The sequence below is a fragment of the Nocardioides luteus genome (genome assembly GCF_000960475.2).
Classification (GTDB): Bacteria; Actinomycetota; Actinomycetes; order Propionibacteriales; family Nocardioidaceae; genus Nocardioides; species Nocardioides luteus_A.
Genome location: NZ_JZDQ02000010.1, coordinates 109,473 through 124,389 on the forward strand (window position 1 = coordinate 109,473; position 14,917 = coordinate 124,389).

Here is a 14,917-nt window from a genome sequence, read left to right on the forward strand (position 1 = left end):
GCGTACGCCGACCGGTCACCGGGCGCGGGCCGCGACCTGTCGTGAGTGCACGTCGGCCAGCCGGATGATCGTCTGACGCACGAAGGGGACCAGCGTGTCGCCCTCACAGGCGGCGCGCGCCGCAGCGGCGACGTCCTCGCCGGCCTGGGCCGGGTAGAACCGGAGCTGGAGCCCGTAGGCGAGCAGCCCACCACCCCGGATCTCGCGCACGGCGTCGAGATAGCGCTGGGCGTACGGCGCCAGGATCTCGTCCTGGCCGGGGCGCCAGAACGCCGAGCTGAGGGCGTAGGCGCTGTCGGTGCGCGGCAGCCGGCGCTCGACCATGGTCACCTGCCAGGCCTCCTCCTTGGCCTCGGCGAGGGGCTGCGCGGTGCGTACGGCCAGGGCGCTGACCCAGGACTCGGGGTCGGGGTCGCGGGCCTCCAGGGCGGCGACCGCCTCGGCGTCGTAGTCGCCCAGCTCGGCGCGTCGGCCGAGCAGCCGCCAGGCCACCTGTACGTCCTCGGCGGCTCCGGCCTCGGCCAGTGCGAGCTGCTCGGGCGTGGTGGCGTGCGAGGCGAGGACGCGCATCGCGGTGTCGCGGTTGGCCGGGTCCTCGGCGAGCGCCGCGGCGGCTCCGGCGACCAGGGCGCGCTGCTCGGCCACCCGCCCGGGCGCCGTCCAGAGCTCCGCCGCGGCCACGGCCATGCCCAGGAACTCACCGGTGACCTGCGGGTTCTTCTCGCGCTCCAGGACCGACAGGACCCGCGAGACGACCTCCGGACCCCCGATCTCACCGCGGAAGAGCGCCGACCAGGCGCTGTTGACCGCGACCGCCCGGGCCACTGCGTCGGGCAGGAGCCCGGCGTGCCGGCCGAGCCAGGCCTCACTGGCCTCGTCGGAGCGCACCGCCGCGAAGGTCACGTCGGTGGCGTTGACCAGGTGGGCGGCCGCCTGCGGCAGCGAGACCGCAACCGGTTCGCCCTCCACGGTGACCGGGGTGGTCGCGAGCAGGGCACCGGAGTCGTCGTAGGAGGCGATGTCGAGCCGGTGCGGACGTACGGTGCCGTCGGGGCTGGTGACCGACACCTTGCCGTCGGCGAGGGTGATCACGTCGGTGCCGGCGTGGTCGAGCCACGCCCTCGTCCAGCCGGAGAGGTCCTTGCCGGCGGCTGCTCCGAAGGCGCCCATCAGGTCGTCGAGGACGGTGTTGCCGTAGGCGTGCTCGGCGAAGTAGGCCTGCAGGCCGGCGAGATAGGCCTCCTCGCCGATGTAGGCGTGCAGCTGCTGGAGCACCGCCTGGCCCTTCATGTAGGTGATCGCGTCGAAGTTGGCCATCGCGACGTCGACGCTGGGCACGACCCCGCGGATCGGGTGGGTGGCGGGCGTGGCGTCGGTGTCGTAGCCCGCCTTCTTCTCGGTCAGCGCGATCGAGGCCCACACGTCGGCGTAGTCGGGGAGCGCCGCCGAGGCCCACACGGCCGCCCACGAGGCGAACGCCTCGTTGAGCCACAGGTCGTCCCACCAGCGCATCGTGACCAGGTCGCCGAACCACATGTGCGCCATCTCGTGCAGGATCACGTTCGTACGTTCGGTGCGGTCGGCGTGGGTCGGGGCCGTGCGGTAGAGGAACATGTCGCTGTGGGTGACCGCGCCCCAGTTCTCCATCGCGCCGCCCATGTCGGGCACGAAGATCTGGTCGTAGCGCCGCTGCGGGAAGGGCATCGCGAACTTGCTCCCGAACCAGGCCAGCCCGTGCTCGGTGACGTCGAGGATCTCCTCGCGGTCCCGCTCCAGCTGGCTCGCCAGCGACCGGCGGGCGTAGAGGCCCAGGTCGTAGCCACCGCGCTCGGCGCGGACCTCGACGAACGGACCGGCGTTGACCACCACGACGTACGTCGAGAGCGGGGGAGTGTCCTCGAAGACCCACGTCCGGGCACCGGCTGCCGGGTCCGAGACGTCCGCGGGCGCCGAGTTGGACAGCACCGTCCACTGCTCGGGCGCGGTCACGGTGAACGCGTGCACCGCCTTGAGGTCCGGCTGGTCGAAGCAGGCCCACAGCCGGCGGGCGTCATCGGGCTCGAAGGAGGTCCACACGTAGACGTTGCCGTCGGAGGGGTCGACGGTGCGCAGCACGCCCTCGGAGGAGGCGGTGTTGGACTGGCTGGCGGAGACGACGAGGGTGTTGGTCTCGGCGAGGTCCTCGAGCGGGATCCGCCCGGCGCTGATCGTGGCCAGGTCGAGGTCCGTGCCGTTGAGCGTGGCGGCCGAGACCTCGGCCACGCAGTCGACGAACGTGCTCGACCCCGGGGTCGCGGAGAAGGTGATCGTGGAGACGCTGGAGAGCGTCTCGCCCTCGAGGAGACCGGTCATGTCGAGGGCGATGTCGTAGCGATCGACGGTGACCGTGGCGGCCCGTGTGACCGCCTCCTCCTGAGTCAGCGAGGCAGGGGCGGCGGGGGAGATCTCAGACATGAGCCGAGGGTAGCCTCGGGCCATGACATCGGACGCACGAATTTCCGACCCGACCGTGCCGCTCACCGAGTGGGACACCCCCGAGAGCTGGCCGGTCGCCTCGAGCCAAGACCTCCACCGCGACGCGTGGGTGGTCGCTCTGCGTGCCGACCGGATCAACCGCCCCGGCCACGAGGACGAGGAGCCGTTCCGCCGCATCGTCCTCGAGCACCCCGGAGCCGCGGTGGTCCTGGCGCTCGACGACGAGGAGCGGGCGCTGGTGATCACCCAGTACCGCCACCCCGCCGAGCGGCGCTTCGTCGAGCTGCCCGCCGGCCTGATCGACTATCCGGGCGAGGACCCGCTCGACGTCGCCGTGCGCGAGCTGCGCGAGGAGGTCGCCCACGAGGCGGCCGAGTGGACACCGCTGCTCTCGACCTACACCTCGCCCGGGATCTCCGAGGAGATCCACCACTTCTTCCTCGCCCGCGGCCTGACCGCCACCGACCGCGACGGCTTCGAGCTCGAGCACGAGGAGGCCGAGATGAGCGTCCACTGGGTGCCCTTCGAGGAGCTCCTCGACGCCGTGCTCACCGGCAAGGCGACCGACGCGCCGCTCGTCCAGGCCGTGCTTGCCTACGCCACCCTCAAGGCGCGTGGCAGAGTGCCGCATCAGGCGGCGAACATCCGGCTGAACCCGTAACAACCCACGGACCACCACATTCTGGGGCCATGACATGAAGGCAGAGCAATGAAGATCGGCGTTCCCAAGGAAGTCAAGAACCACGAGTACCGGGTGGCGATCACCCCGTCTGGTGTTCACGAGCTGGTGGCCAACGGCCATGAGGTCTTCGTCGAGGCCGGCGCCGGTGTCGGCTCCTCGATCTCGGATGGTGAGTATGCCGCGGTGGGCGCCAAGATCCTGGGCGATGCGGATGAGACCTGGGGTAACGCCGAGATGGTGTTGAAGGTCAAGGAGCCGGTGGCGGAGGAGTACCACCGGCTGCGGGAGGGCCTGACGCTGTTCACCTACCTGCACCTGGCCGCCGACAAGCCGTTGACGCAGGAGCTGTTGGCCAAGAAGGTCACCGCGATCGCCTATGAGACGGTCGAGCTGCCCAACCGGGCGCTCCCGTTGCTGTACCCGATGTCCGAGGTCGCCGGCTGCCTCGCGCCCCAGGTCGGCGCCTACAACCTCCTCAAGGCCCAGGGCGGCCGGGGCACCCTGATGGGCGGTGTCGGCGGTGTCGCCAACGCCAAGGTCGTCATCATCGGCGCCGGTGTCTCCGGCCAGAACGCCGCCAACATCGCCCTCGGCATGGGCGCCGATGTGACGCTGCTGGACACCGACCTGGAGAAGCTGCGGATGTCGTTCTGGCGCTACTCCAACCAGGTCCACGGGCTGGCGTCGAACAAGCTGGCGCTGGAGGAGCAGGTGCTCCAGGCCGACCTGGTCATCGGCGCCGTGCTGATCCCCGGCGCGGCGGCACCGAAGCTGGTCACCAACGACCTGGTCTCGCGGATGAAGCCCGGTTCGGTGCTGGTCGACATCGCCATCGACCAGGGCGGCTGCTTCGAGGACTCCCACGCCACCACCCACGCCGACCCGACCTACCAGGTCCACAACTCCACGTTCTACTGCGTGGCCAACATGCCGGGCGCGGTCCCGAACACCTCGACCTATGCGTTGACGAATGCGACCATGCCGTACGCCGTCGCGCTGGCCAACAAGGGCTGGAAGCAGGCCCTGCGTGACGACGCCGCGCTCGCCAAGGGCCTCAACACCCACGCCGGCGAGCTGACCAACGCCCCGGTCGGTGAGGCCGTGGGCATCGACTCGGTCGCCCTGGAGACGGTTCTCGGCTGATCGCCTCAGGGGTCACAGGAGTCACAGCGCTCAGGTGTTTCCTGCACTTCTCGGGTGTTGCAATGCCCGACAAGTGCAGGAATACCCGGTTCACCGGGTATTCCTACCCGTCGGCGTCCACCACCCCTGGTTGGATGGACCCGTGACGGCTGCATCGGTTGCTTCAGGGTCCGCCCCCGCGGTGGAGCACGCGATGCGTACCTATCTCGACCACCTGACCGTCGAGCGGGGCCTGGCGGCCAACACGCTGTCGTCCTACCGGCGCGACCTGAGGAGGTACGCCGAGTTCCTCGCGCAGCAGGAGGTCGACGACCTCGCCGGGGTCTCCGAGGCGACGGTGTCGGCGTTCCTGGCCCACCTGCGCGAGGGCAGCGAGGAGCATCCGGCGCTGAGCGCGACCTCGGCGGCTCGGACGGTGGTCGCGGTGCGCGGGTTCCACAAGTTCGCGGTGGCCGACGGCCTGGTCGAGGCCAACCCGGCCGGCCACGTGAAGCCGCCGCGGGCGGAGAAGCGGCTCCCGAAGGCACTCCCGCTGGCCGACGTCGAGGCGATCCTGGAGGCAGCCGGGGCGCCCGGCACCCCGCTCGCGCTGCGTGACCGCGCGCTCCTCGAGGTGCTCTACGGCACCGGCGCCCGCATCTCCGAGGCGGTCGGCCTCGACGTCGACGACCTCGACCGGGTCGACCACGTCGTGCTGTTGCGTGGCAAGGGCGGCAAGGAGCGGATCGTCCCGGTCGGCTCCTACGCGATCGAGGCGGTCGAGGCCTACCTGACCCGCGCCCGTCCCGACCTGGCCTCCGCCCGATCAGGAGGCGCGCTCTTCCTCAACGCCCGCGGCGGCCGGCTCTCGCGCCAGTCGGCCTGGACGGTCCTGACCCGCGCCGCCCAGCGCGCCGGGATCGACAAGGACGTCTCGCCCCACACCCTGCGCCACTCGTTCGCCACCCATCTGCTGGACGGGGGCGCGGACGTACGTGTGGTGCAGGAGCTGCTGGGCCATGCGTCGGTCACGACGACGCAGATCTACACTCTTGTCACCGTGGACAATCTCCGAGAGGTCTTCGCGACCGCGCACCCGAGGGCCCTGTGACCGACACCAGCTGGATCCCGAAGGTCGGAGCGAGCCCTGACGACGTCTACGAGGCGATCGTGGAGTGGGCCGAGGCGAGCGGCCGCAGCCTCTACCCCCACCAGGACGAGGCGATCATGTCCATCCTGGCCGGCGACAACGTCATCCTGGCGACGCCGACAGGCTCGGGGAAGTCGCTGGTCGCAGCGGGCGCCCACGCGGCGGCGCTGGCCGAGGACAAGGTCTCCTTCTACACCGCGCCGATCAAGGCCCTGGTCAGCGAGAAGTTCTTCGACCTGGTCGAGACCTTCGGCGCCGAGAACGTCGGCATGCTCACCGGCGACGCATCGGTCAACGCCGACGCCCCGATCATCTGCTGCACCGCCGAGGTGCTCGCCAACCTCGCGCTCCGAGAAGGCAGCCACGCCGACGTCGGTCTCGTCATCATGGACGAGTTCCACTACTACGGCGAGCCCGACCGCGGCTGGGCCTGGCAGGTGCCGCTGCTCGAGCTCCCGCAGGCACAGTTCCTGCTGCTCTCCGCGACCCTGGGTGACACCAGCGCCCTCGCGAAGGACCTGACCAGGCGAAACGGCCGCGACACCGTGCTCGTCGATCAGGCGGAACGACCCGTTCCGCTCACCTTCGACTGGCGGCTCACGCCGCTCCCGGAGACGCTCGAGGAGCTCGTCACCACCGGGCAGGCGCCCGTCTATGTCGTCCACTTCACCCAGAAGGACGCCGTCACCCACGGCACGTCGCTGCTCAACGCGGGCTGGCTGAAGCTCTCCACCGAGGAGAAGGACCAGATCGCCCAGCGGCTCGAGCCGGTCCGCTTCGCCGCCGGCTTCGGCAAGACGCTGGCCAAGCTGCTGCGCAAGGGCATCGGCGTCCACCACGCCGGGATGCTGCCCCGCTACCGGCGACTCGTGGAGCAGCTGGCCCAGGCCGGCCTGCTCAAGGTCATCGCCGGCACCGACACCCTCGGCGTCGGCATCAACGTCCCGATCCGCACCGTGCTCTTCACCGGCCTCGCCAAGTTCGACGGCCGCCGCCAGCGCATCCTGCGCACCCGGGAGTTCCTGCAGATCGCCGGGCGGGCCGGCCGGGCCGGCTTCGACACGCAGGGCTACGTCGTCGTCCAGGCGCCCGAGCACATCATCGAGAACGAGAAAGCCAAGGCGAAGTCCGAGGAGCGCCGCAAGGCCGGCAAGAAGAACTCCAAGGCCCAGCTCAAGAAGCCCCCCGAGGGCACGGTCGTGTGGACCGAGGCGACCTTCACGAAGCTCGTCGACGGCGCGCCCGAGCCGCTGCAGAGCCGGATGAAGGTCGACAACTCGATGATCCTCAACGTGGTCGCCCGCGACGAGGACGCGTTCGCGGTGATGCGCCGGATCACCATGGACAACCACGAGGACCGGCGCACCCAGCTCAAGCTCGCCCGCCGGGCCCTGCGCCTGACCCGCTCACTGGTCCACAGCGGGGTCCTCACGAGGTTGGAGACACCCGATGCGTACGGGCGCCGTTATGTCCTCACCGAGGACCTTCCCGCCGACTTCGCGCTCAACCAGCCGCTGGCCCACTTCGCCCTCGCGGCTCTGGACACGCTCGACCCCGAGTCGCCCGAGCACACCCTCGAGATCGTCTCGGTGATCGAGTCCGTCCTCGAGCCGCCGCGCCAGATCCTCTTCGCCCAGCAGCACGAGGCACGCGGCAAGGCGATCGAGAACCTGAAGGCCGACGGCGTCGAGTACGACGAGCGGATGGCGCTCATCGAGGAGATCACCTGGCCCAAGCCGATGGCCGAGCGGCTCGAGGCCCTCTTCGAGGTCTACCGCGGCACCCATCCGTGGCTGCCCGAGGACGCCCTCGACCCGAAGTCGATCCTGCGCGAGATGTACGAGCAGGGCATGACCTTCACCGACGTCGTACGCCGCTACCAGCTCGCCCGCTCCGAGGGCCTGGTGCTGCGCTACCTGACCGACGCCTACCGCACCTTCCGGCACACGGTCCCCGAGACCTACAAGAGCCCCGAGGTCGAAGACCTGATCGAGTGGCTGGGGGAGACCATCCGGCAGACCGACTCGAGCCTGCTGGACGAGTGGGAGGCGCTCTCCGACCCCGAGCACATCCCCTCGGCGGTGGCCCACCACGAGGCGCCGCCGCCCCCGCGCTCCCTGTCGCAACAGCTTCGGGCCTTCGAGATCATGGTCCGCAACGCGATGTGGGCCCGGGTCGACGCGGTCTCGCGCGACGACCTCGACGGCCTGATGCGCCTCGAGCGCGCGGCCGCGGACCGGTTCGAGCCCGCGCGCGAGGTGGTGATGACCCGGTCGCGCTGGGACGACGCCCTGGAGGCCTACTTCGCCGAGCACGACGACGTCGGCATCTCCGCCGACTCGCGCTCCCCGAAGCTGCTCACCTGGACCGCCGAGCGCGGCGCTCCGGCGGGCGTGGACGAGGACGACGAGACCTATGACGACACCCGGATCTGGCGGATCACCCAGACCATCGACGACCCCGCCGGCGACCACGACTGGGTGATCGAGGCGGTGGCCGATCTGGATGCGAGCGACGAGGCCGGCGAGCTGGTTATGGCGACCGTGTCGATGCGTCGGCTGTGACGGGTTGCTTGCTTCCGCTAGCGTTGGGGCGTGCGCAAGCTACTGAAGAACCCGGTCGTCGTGGCGGCCATCGCCAAGATCGCCGACGAGGCTCGCAAGCCCGAGAACCAGAAGAAGATCAAGGACGCTGCGAGCAAGGCGTACGACCAGTTCCAGAAGCGCCGTCGGTCGCGCTGAGGGCGGCCGATCGAGCGGAGATCCGTCCACAGGTTTCTCCACATCGAAGGCCGGTCCTGTGGGCTTGGCACGGCGCCAAGTGCACAGGTCATCAACAGATTCGGATCGCGTAGCAGAATCACCAGGATTTGCCTTGTGACACGCCCGGCGCGGCTCCTAGAGTCGCGCAGATCTGGGTCTTAGAGTCGCCGTGTCGACATATAGACCCGCATGCCGTGATCGTTCCAGGGCCGCGGCAACTGAACCGGGGGTGGAGGAATGGAAGACAGCTATTTCGGAGCAGGTGGTGCGACCGCGCCGCAGATGCCTCCGCAGACGTCGGCACCGCCGGCCTATCCGCCGTCGGCCCGGCTGCGCGCCAACGCCCCCGAGCCCGACGCGGGCGACTCCCCGGGCAAGAACAAGCTGGGCCCGACCGGCCGGCCCTGGCCCCACCTCCCCGAGCCCGGCCCCGCGACCGGCGGCCCGGCGCGTACGGTCGCGATGGTCAACCAGAAGGGTGGCGTCGGCAAGACCACGACGACCATCAACCTGGGCGCCGCGCTGGCCGAGCACGGCCGCAAGGTCCTCCTCGTCGACTTCGACCCGCAGGGGTCGCTCTCGGTCGGTCTCGGGCTCCAGCCCAACGAGATCGAGCTGACCGTCTACAACCTGCTGATGGAGCGTGACATCACGCTCGAGGACGTGGTCGTCCCCTCCGGCATCGACGGCGTCGACCTGCTGCCGGCCAACATCGACCTCTCCGCCGCCGAGGTGCAACTGGTCCAGGAGGTCGCTCGCGAGCAGACCCTGGCCCGCGCCCTGGCTCCGGCCGTCGCTAACTACGACGTGATCCTGATCGACTGCCAGCCGAGCCTCGGGCTGCTGACCGTCAACGCGCTGACCGCCTCCGACTCCGTGGTCGTGCCGCTGGAGTGCGAGTACTTCGCGCTGCGCGGCGTCGCGCTGCTCAAGGACACCATCGACAAGGTTCAGGAGCGGCTCAACCCGCGTCTGAAGATCGACGGAATACTGGGCACGATGTATGACAGCCGCACCATGCACAGCCGCGAGGTCATGGAGACCCTGGTCAATGGCTGGGGCGACCGGGTCTTCCACAGCGTCATCCGTCGCACCGTGAAGTTCGCCGACTCGACCGTCGTCGGTGAGCCGATCACCGAGTACGCCTCGAGCTCGACCGGCGCCGACTCCTACCGGATGCTCGCCAAGGAGGTGCTGGCCCGATGGCAACGAGGCGAGTGAGGGTTCCCGCCGCTGACGACCTCTTCCGGCGTACGTCCGACGGTGCCGCCCCCTCGGCGGCTGCCGAGGCGAAGGCCCGCCCGGTGCACGCCGTGCCCGAGCCGGCCGAGGAGGCCCCGGCCGCGAAGAAGCGGTCCAGCGGCCGCGTACGTCATGACGAGAAGATGACGGTCTACATCACCTCCGAGGAGCTGCTCGACCTCGAGCACGCCCGGCTCAACCTGCGCGCCAAGCACAGCATCGCGGTCGACCGTGGCCGGCTGGTGCGCGAGGCGCTCGCGATCGTGCTGGCCGACCTGGAGGAGTACGGGGACGACAGCGCCCTCGTGCACCGGCTCGCCGATCCACGGTGACGGCCACACAGATGACACAAGCCCCGGACGGGGCCGAGGAGCAGGAGTCGAGCGGCGCCGGAGGATTCGAGGTGCGCCTCGAGAACTTCGAGGGTCCCTTCGACCTGCTGCTCAGCCTGATCGCCAAGCACAAGCTCGACATCACCGAGGTCTCGCTGGCCACGGTGACCGACGAGTTCATCGCCTTCGTCAAGAAGGGCGCGGGGGAGGAGGGCACCTGGGACCTCGAGCAGACCTCCAACTTCCTGCTGGTGGCGAGCACGCTCCTCGACCTGAAGGCGGCTCGGCTGCTGCCGCAGGGAGATGTCGAGGACGAGGAGGACCTGGCGCTGCTCGAGGCGCGTGACCTGCTCTTCGCCCGGCTGCTGCAGTACAAGGCGTTCAAGCAGGTCGCGGCCGTCTTCGGCGAGCGGCTGGCGAAGGAGTCGAAGCGTCATCCGCGCTCGGTGCAGCTCGAGCCGCGCTACGCCGGCCTGCTGCCGGAGGTGCTCATCGGGATCGGGCTGGAGCAGTTCGCCCAGCTCGCCGCGGCGGCGATGGCGCCGAAGCCTGGGCCGCCGGAGATCGGGCTGGCCCACATCCACGGCTCGAAGGTGTCGGTCAAGGAGCAGGCGGCCCTGGTCATCGAGCGGCTCCGCGCCTCGGGACAGGTCACCTTCCGCAGCCTGTGCTCCGACTCGCCCGACACGCTGACCACCGTGGCCCGGTTCCTCTCGCTGCTGGAGCTCTTCCGTGAGGGTGCGGTCGCGTTCGACCAGGTCACCGCGCTGGGCGAGCTGACCGTACGCTGGACCGGCGACGAGGCGCTCGATGTCGACGAGCTGATCCAGGACGAGTTCGAGGGGCAGCCGCCCGCGGAGGACGGCGCCGAGGATGGGGAGAAGGACGATGACTGAGGTCTCGACAGGCTCGACCGACGATAGCGAGACGCTGCCGATCGAGCTCGCCGACCTGCGGCCCGCGCTCGAGGCCGTGCTGATGGTGGCCGACGAGCCGCTCGAGGCGTCCGCGCTGGCCTCGGCGGTCGCTCATCCGACGGCCGCGGTGGTCGAGGCCCTGGAGGGTCTCTCCGCCGAATACACCGAGCAGGGCCGCGGCTTCGACCTGCGCAACGTCGCCGGCGGCTGGCGGTTCTACACCCGCGAGGAGTACGCGGACGTCGTCGGGGGCTTCGTCCTCGAGGGCCAGCAGGCCCGACTCACTCAGGCGGCCCTGGAGACGCTCGCTGTGGTGGCCTACAAGCAGCCCGTCTCGCGCGCCCGGGTCTCCGCCATCCGCGGCGTCAACGTCGACGGCGTGATGCGCACACTGCTCACCCGCGGTCTCGTCGAGGAGGCCGGCCAGGACCACGAGACCGGCGCCAACCTCTACCGCACCACCGGCTACTTCCTCGAGCGGATCGGCATCACCGACCTGGGCGAGCTGCCCGAGCTGGCTCCCTACCTGCCGGACCTCGCCGACATGGAGGAGGAGCTGACCGAGCAGGTCAGGCAGGAGGCGCTCGCCGCGCAGCCCGAAGAAGCTGCGGCGAATGGGCCCGACTCCGAGGATGCGGGAGAATCGAATCCGTGAGCGACCTACCTGAGCGAGACGACCTGCCGCTGGACGACGAGGGCCTGATCCGGCTCCAGAAGCTGCTGGCCCTGGCCGGCATCGCGTCGCGCCGCGGCAGCGAGATCCTGATGCTCAACGGTTCGGTCGAGGTCAACGGCGAGGTCGTCACCAGGCTCGGGACCAAGGTCGACCCCGCCAAGGACGTCGTACGCGTCGACGGCAAGCGCCTCCCGCCGATCTCCGGCAAGGTCTACCTCGTCCTCAACAAGCCGCGGGGTGTGGTCTCGACGATGAGCGACCCGGAAGGCCGGCGCAACCTGTCGGACCTGGTCGCCGACCGCCCGGAGCGGCTCTTCCACGTCGGCCGGCTCGACACCGACACCGAGGGCCTGATCATCCTCACCAACGACGGCGACTTCGCCCACCGACTGGCCCACCCCAGCTACGAGGTAGACAAGACCTACGTCGCCGAGGTCAAGGGTGAGATCTTCCCCAACGTACGCAAGCGGCTCCTCGCCGGCGTCACCCTCGAGGACGGGCCGGTCACCGTGACCAAGGCCCGGATCATGGAGACCCGCAAGGACAAGTCGATCATCGAGCTGGTCATCCACGAGGGCCGCAACCGCATCGTGCGCCGCCTCCTCGACCACGTCGGCCACCCGGTCACCCGCCTGACCCGCACCCGGATCGGTCCCGTCCGGCTCGGCACGATGAAGCCGGGCGAGATGCGCGACCTCTCCCGCGAGGAGCTGGGCGAGCTTCTCGACAACACCGAGCTCTGAGACTCGGATCCTGGATGCGTACGCCATCGTGAACCGCTAAGGTGAATGACATGCAGCAGCGCGCGATGAGCACGACGACGCCGGACCCACTCCGGCGCTGACCTGCTGTCACCTCTTTCGCAGACCGTCCCGGAGCAGTGCTCCGGGGCGGTTCTTCGTCTTCGGTGGCGGTGCTCCGGGCTTCACCCCAAGGAGCACCCATGAACCTCGATCATCGCGACCTCAACCGTGCCCTCGACATCTTCGCCACCGACCCGCTGGCCGGCTCCGGGCTGCCGTTGTGGCTGCCCGACGGCGCCATCGTCTTCGCCGAGTTGGAGCGGCTGGCCGCCGAGCTGGCCAGGGCCGACGGCTGCGTACCGGTCAAGACTCCGGTGCTCGGCAAGCGCGCCCTCTTCGAGCGCTCGGGGCACTGGGCGAAGTTCGCCGACGACATGTTCCCGCCGATGGTGGTCGCCTCGGGGGCAGGGGAGGAGGACGACCTGGTTCTTCGTCCCGCCAACTGCCCGCATCATGCGCTGGTCTACAAGGCGCGCCCGCACTCCTACCGTGAGCTCCCGCTCCGCCTCCACGAGCTCGCCCCGATGTTCCGCGCCGAACGGTCCGGTGTGCTGTCCGGACTGAGCCGGGTGCGCCAGATCAACCTCGACGACACCCATGTCTTCTGCCGGCCCGACCAGGTCGCCGAGGAGGCGGGCAAGGCGTTGCGCTCGGCGCTGAAGGCGCAGCGGATCCTCGGGCTGCGGGTCGACTACGTACGCCTCTCCCTCCGCGACTCCTCCCCGTCCTACCTCGGCTGCGCCGAGCAGTGGCGCGACGCCGAGGAGGCACTGCGGAAGGCTGCGTCCGAGGCCGGCGTCGAGGTCGTCGAGGCACCGGGCGAGGCCGCCTTCTACGGTCCGAAGCTCGACCTCCAGGTCGGCGACCCGCGTGGCCACGAGGAGACCATCGCCACCGTCCAGGTCGACTTCAACCAGCCCGAGCGCTTCGACCTCACCTACGATGCCGCCGACGGCTCCCGGCAGCGGGTCGTGATGGTGCACCGCGGCACCGTCGGCTCCATGGAGCGCGTCACCGCAGCGGTGCTCGAGCGCTACCAGGGCCGCCTCCCGCTCTGGCTCGCGCCCGTCCAGCTCGCCGTCCTGCCCGTCTCCCCGGCTCAGGACGACGCTGCCCGGGCGCTCGTCGACGCACTCGTCGCCGAAGGCCTCCGCCCGCGCTTGGACCCCGACGGCTCGCTCGGCGCTCGGATCCGCGACTCCCGCCGACGGCGCGAACCGCTCATCGCGGTCATCGGCGCGAGCGAGGCGGAGACCGGGGAGGTCCAGGTGCGCGACGTCGCGGCCGGGGCCGAACGCCGGCTCGCGGTTGCCGGCCTGGTCGCGGCGATGAAGGAGGCCTATGTCTCGCGAGCGGGTGAGGTCTCCTGGTGAGCCCCGCCGCCGAGACGTCACCTACGTCGGCCGAGACGTCACCTACGTCGGCCGAGCTGGCAGTCACGTGCCCACTCGGCCGACGCAGGTGACGCCTCGGCATGCCTACCGCGCAGCGCTATCGCACACCGGATCCGCCGCCGGCGATAGTGCATGGGCAACCGCCAGCGACCGTGGGACGATCGAGAACATGACCGTGCCGGAGGTCCTGCGGCCCTACGTCACCTCGCTGGTCGCCTACGACGTGGAGTTCGGGGCGCCAGGGGTGCACCGCGGGATGCCGTCGACCGAGATCACGTTCGTGCTGCCGGTCGACGAGCCGCTGGTCACGTCCTGGGGGAGCGGGACCGAGCCGGTGACGGCGTGGTCGCTCGTCTCGGGGCTGCACACCAGGCCGGCAACGATCCATCACCGCGGTCACCAGCGCGGCGTGCAGCTCGGACTGACCACCGCCGGCGTGCGCGCGTTGTTCGGGATGCCGGCGGCGGCCTGGCGCGGTGAGCTCCTGGCCCTCGAGGAAGTGACGGCACCCGGCGGCGTACGTCATCTTCCGGAGAGACTGGCCGAGGCCGATCCGCGGCAGTGGGAGCGGCTGGTCGTGACCGGCCTGGTGGATGCGCTGGCGCGCCACGGCGCGGCCGGGCCGAGAGCCGAGGTCGGGCGGGCGCTGGCGCTGCTGACCGGGGGAGCGGGGGTGCAGGAGGTGGCCGACGACGTCGGCTACAGCCGCCGGCGGATCAGCGACCTGGTGCGCGCGGAGACGGGGGTCGCGCCGAAGCAGTTCCAGCGGCTGGCGCGCTTCGACCGCTCCCGCGGCCTCGTCGGGCGGATGCCGCTGGCGCAGGCGGCGAGCAGCTGCGGCTACGCCGACCAGGCGCACCTGACGCGCGAGTGGCAGGAGTTCGCCGGGTGTACGCCGACGACCTGGCTGCGGGAGGAGTTCCCATTCGTTCAAGACCTCGCCGACCGCTGAGCGGTTGACTCGAGGCATGAACGAGGTAGCGAAGATCAAGTACTGGCAGTCGATGGCGTTCCAGGACGCCGAGGCGATGATGACGTGGCTGAGCGCGGTCGGCTTCGTCGAGCACGCCACCTACCGCGAGGACGGCATCGTGGTCCACGCGGAGTGGCTCTGGCCGGGTGGGGGCGGGCTGATGTTCGGGCAGGTACGCGAGGACGGCGCGATCAAGTCCACCGGCGGCTCCTCGGCCTACCTGATCGACGACGACCCCGACGCCGTCTTCGACAAGGCGGTCGCCGCCGGTGCCACCGTGGTCCGGCCGATGGTCGACCAGGACTACGGCGGCCGCGGCGGCACGGTGGCCGACCCGGAGGGCAACTCGTGGTCCTTCGGCAGCTACCAGCCCTCCTGATCGCGGGGCG

Annotated in this window: 14 protein-coding genes; 13 read left to right on the top strand and 1 reads right to left on the bottom strand. The window is 70.3% G+C overall.

All coding sequences use genetic code 11. The features are described from left to right. Positions 1-15: 15 nt before the first annotated feature. Entirely contained in the window at positions 16-2,454 is a 2,439-nt protein-coding gene (pepN, locus tag UG56_RS09005) for an aminopeptidase N (protein WP_071326973.1), read from the bottom strand. A gap of 22 nt (positions 2,455-2,476) precedes the next feature. Between pepN and UG56_RS09010 the strand changes: the two genes are divergently transcribed. The 13 genes from UG56_RS09010 to UG56_RS09065 all read left to right on the top strand — a co-directional run bounded on the left by UG56_RS09010 (position 2,477) and on the right by UG56_RS09065 (position 14,907). Then, positions 2,477-3,136 (top strand): NUDIX domain-containing protein, encoded by a 660-nt coding sequence (locus tag UG56_RS09010; protein WP_052694149.1) that lies wholly within the window; start codon positions 2,477-2,479, stop codon positions 3,134-3,136. A 48-nt stretch (positions 3,137-3,184) separates the two neighbouring features. Further along, positions 3,185-4,300, top strand: coding sequence for an alanine dehydrogenase (gene ald, locus UG56_RS09015; RefSeq protein ID WP_045551482.1), 1,116 nt, complete (start codon positions 3,185-3,187; stop codon positions 4,298-4,300). 193 nt (positions 4,301-4,493) lie between these two features. Beyond that, the gene (gene xerD, locus UG56_RS09020; RefSeq protein WP_045551481.1) at positions 4,494-5,390 is read left to right on the top strand and encodes a site-specific tyrosine recombinase XerD; all 897 of its coding nucleotides are present in this window, start codon (positions 4,494-4,496) and stop codon (positions 5,388-5,390) included. Further along, complete coding sequence (locus UG56_RS09025; RefSeq protein WP_045551480.1) at positions 5,387-7,993, top strand: DEAD/DEAH box helicase; 2,607 nt, start codon at positions 5,387-5,389, stop codon at positions 7,991-7,993. Before xerD ends, UG56_RS09025 begins: the two co-directional genes overlap by 4 nt. 30 nt (positions 7,994-8,023) lie before the next feature. After that, the gene (locus tag UG56_RS28295) at positions 8,024-8,170 is read left to right on the top strand and encodes a hypothetical protein (RefSeq protein WP_160146579.1); all 147 of its coding nucleotides are present in this window, start codon (positions 8,024-8,026) and stop codon (positions 8,168-8,170) included. 303 nt (positions 8,171-8,473) lie between these two features. After that, positions 8,474-9,412: an AAA family ATPase gene (locus UG56_RS09030; protein WP_442756962.1), complete on the top strand. Its 939-nt coding sequence runs from the start codon at positions 8,474-8,476 to the stop codon at positions 9,410-9,412. Further along, positions 9,394-9,765 (top strand): hypothetical protein, encoded by a 372-nt coding sequence (locus UG56_RS09035; RefSeq protein WP_045551719.1) that lies wholly within the window; start codon positions 9,394-9,396, stop codon positions 9,763-9,765. Before UG56_RS09030 ends, UG56_RS09035 begins: the two co-directional genes overlap by 19 nt. Positions 9,766-9,776: 11 nt before the next feature. Then, positions 9,777-10,661, top strand: coding sequence for a segregation and condensation protein A (locus UG56_RS09040; protein WP_045551720.1), 885 nt, complete (start codon positions 9,777-9,779; stop codon positions 10,659-10,661). Beyond that, positions 10,654-11,337, top strand: coding sequence for an SMC-Scp complex subunit ScpB (scpB, locus tag UG56_RS09045; protein WP_045551721.1), 684 nt, complete (start codon positions 10,654-10,656; stop codon positions 11,335-11,337). The genes UG56_RS09040 and scpB overlap by 8 nt, the downstream gene beginning before the upstream one ends. Then, positions 11,334-12,101, top strand: a complete 768-nt coding sequence (locus tag UG56_RS09050) for a pseudouridine synthase (protein WP_084100769.1) — start codon at positions 11,334-11,336, stop codon at positions 12,099-12,101. The genes scpB and UG56_RS09050 overlap by 4 nt, the downstream gene beginning before the upstream one ends. 200 nt (positions 12,102-12,301) lie before the next feature. Next, positions 12,302-13,534 carry a threonine--tRNA ligase gene (thrS, locus tag UG56_RS09055; RefSeq protein ID WP_045551722.1) on the top strand — a complete coding sequence of 411 codons (1,233 nt, stop codon included), beginning with the start codon at positions 12,302-12,304 and terminating at the stop codon, positions 13,532-13,534. Positions 13,535-13,724: 190 nt separating this feature from the next. Further along, on the top strand, positions 13,725-14,507 hold the full coding sequence (locus UG56_RS09060) for a helix-turn-helix domain-containing protein (protein ID WP_071326975.1): 783 nt from the start codon (positions 13,725-13,727) through the stop codon (positions 14,505-14,507). 16 nt (positions 14,508-14,523) lie between these two features. Beyond that, positions 14,524-14,907, top strand: coding sequence for a VOC family protein (locus UG56_RS09065; protein WP_045552211.1), 384 nt, complete (start codon positions 14,524-14,526; stop codon positions 14,905-14,907). Positions 14,908-14,917 lie beyond the last annotated feature (10 nt).